General features: G+C 46.6%; 3 protein-coding genes. All 3 read right to left on the bottom strand.

Features of this window, described 5'->3' with window-relative positions; all coding sequences use genetic code 11:
* Positions 1-20 precede the first annotated feature (20 nt).
* A complete protein-coding gene (gene tnpC, locus GVO62_RS19215; RefSeq protein ID WP_159120619.1) occupies positions 21-1,523 on the bottom strand; it encodes an IS66 family transposase in 1,503 nt (500 codons plus the stop codon).
* Positions 1,524-1,609: 86 nt separating this feature from the next.
* Positions 1,610-1,960 (bottom strand): IS66 family insertion sequence element accessory protein TnpB, encoded by a 351-nt coding sequence (gene tnpB / locus GVO62_RS19220; RefSeq protein ID WP_008305429.1) that lies wholly within the window; start codon positions 1,958-1,960, stop codon positions 1,610-1,612.
* The gene (gene tnpA, locus GVO62_RS19225; protein WP_159120620.1) at positions 1,957-2,277 is read right to left on the bottom strand and encodes an IS66 family insertion sequence element accessory protein TnpA; all 321 of its coding nucleotides are present in this window, start codon (positions 2,275-2,277) and stop codon (positions 1,957-1,959) included. The genes tnpB and tnpA overlap by 4 nt, the downstream gene beginning before the upstream one ends.
* Between the last annotated feature and the right edge of the window lie 77 nt (positions 2,278-2,354).

Consider the following 2,354-nt stretch of genomic DNA (forward strand, 5'->3'; position numbering starts at 1 on the left):
TATCCGTCCGGCAATACCACCTAGCGCTTAGCAAACTGCCATGGTAGCAGTTGCTCGATATCGACGTTGGGGAAGCTGAGTTCGTCAAGGCAAGTCATCATATATTCGAACACATTGAGGTCGTTGGCTTTAGCAGTTTCGATCATGCTGTAGAGCACTGCGCTGGCGTTTGCGCCTGTGGCAGTTTGGCTAAACAGCCAGTTTTTCCGGCCGATGACGAACGGTTTAATTGCGCGCTCAGCACGATTATTATCAATACTGAGTAGCCCATCGAGTGTATAACGTACAAGCTTTTCCCATTGGTTCAAGCAGTATTGTATCGCTTCACCTAATTTGGTTTTCGGTAACACCTGTTGCACTGACTTTGTGAGCCATGTATGGAACTGATTGAGTAGTGGCAGACTTTTTTCTTGTCTGATGAGATAGCGCTCTTCCACTGTTTTATCTTTTAACTGTGTTTCGATGCGGTAGAGCTTTTGGATGTGATTGAGTGCCCAGTCTGCTTTGCCACTGCCTTTTTTACCTGCGCCTTTTTTGGCTTCCATGAACTTACGACGTGCATGTGCCCAACAGCCAATGAGTGTCGCTTGCGTTTGCTCATAGCCTTGATAGCCATCCACTTGTAAGTAGCCGTTATAGCCTTTCAAGAAGTTTACCGCGCATTGCCCTGCGCGACTATTGTGATAGTCGTACAGCACGATATTGGGTGTCTCTGTACCAGGTATATTTCCGCCAGGTGAGTCAGCACCACAGGCGTACAGCCACATATAGCTAGTCGCTTTATCAGATTCAACCACCTTCAGCGTGGTTTCATCCGCCGCGATAACAGCTTGCTTTAACAGGTGTTGACGAAGCTGCTCGTAAAGCGGTTTAAACAACGCAGCACAGCGGATTATCCAGTCCGCCATCGTCTTACGATTTAATTCGATACCATGCTGTTTGAACATCGCTTCTTGTCGATACAGCGGTAAGCCATACTGATATTTGCTGGTAATGATTTGACTTAATAAGCTTGGCGTCGCATAACCTTTTGGGATAACGCTGTGAGGTACGGGCGCTTGTTTAATCGTGTTGCTGATACCGCCCTTTTCACAGGTACGGCACGCATATTTAGGGCGAACATGCTCAATCACTTTTACCTGAGCAGGGATAAACTGAAGCGTCTCTGCCTTATCTTCACCAATGCGGTGTAATTCGCCCGAACAGCAGTCACAGGTTTTTTCTTCGTCGCTAATATCGTGAACGATAACCTCACGAGGCAAGTCTTTAGGGAGTGGTTTGCGCGCCGGCTTTTTGCGGGTGTAGCTAATCGCTTCTTCGGCTATTTCAGTTTCAGCCTCAACAACTAATTCTTCCGCTTCATTGAACAACTCACCTTGCCCAAGGTGGCCTTCGGTGCTTTTACCGAACTGCTTGTGTTGGGCAACGCGGAACTGTTCCTCTAAATAGGCAATCCGCGCGCTCTTCTCTTCAAGAAGCGCTTCAAGTTCAGCAATGCGGGATTGGTATTCTTTCTCGTTCATACCGCTATTATCCCGTATTAAGCTGCTGATTACCTTACATTATTAAGACTATTTCGTGATCGTTAATCGCTACTTATGATCACAGGTTATAAGCCGGATGCGTTGTAGTGCAACGGCTGATGCCCTATGACATCGTAGCCCGATAACAGCCACTGTAGCTGCTGTTCACTCATATGCATCTGTTTTAAGTTCGCATCGACAGGCCATTTAAAGCGATGTTTTTCGAGGCGTTTATACCAGAGTGCGAAGCCCGTTTTATCCCAATAGAGTATTTTGACCTTATCGCGCTTTTTGTTGCAGAAGACGAACAGCGCATCGCGAAACGGATTCAGTTTCATATCCTGCTCAACCACGACAATTAAGCCATTAATCGATTTGCGGAAGTCGACGATATCCATGTACAGGTAAATGTCGGCAGGCTCTACGAACATCTTCATTCGGCCAATGCCTTCATCACAGTAGCAACCCAGTGAGGGTTAATATTGGTTGGCACGGTAAGTTGGGCATTTCCAAGTTGCAAGAGAAGTTCGCCACCCATTGCTTCGGTGTAGGATTCAACCTTCGTGACTTCACGGTTCACCTGAACAAACTTGCTACTTGTTCGTTGAAGCCGAATATCGCGACGTCGGGTATAATAAGTTTGAACGTTAATCTGCTGCTGACGACAAAACTCCACTGCGGTGAGTCCGCTTTGTTTTTGTTGCTCAAATAAATTGAGCCAATCTTGCACTTCTCTTCGTTGATATTGCTGCATGGTCATTCTCCTTTGCAAAGCGAACACCATGCCGTAGCTAATTTATGAATTGAATGTGGGGATTACCGGACGGACAC

It is taken from the genome of Alteromonas sp. KUL150 (assembly GCF_009811475.1).
GTDB lineage: Bacteria > Pseudomonadota > Gammaproteobacteria > Enterobacterales > Alteromonadaceae > Alteromonas > Alteromonas gracilis.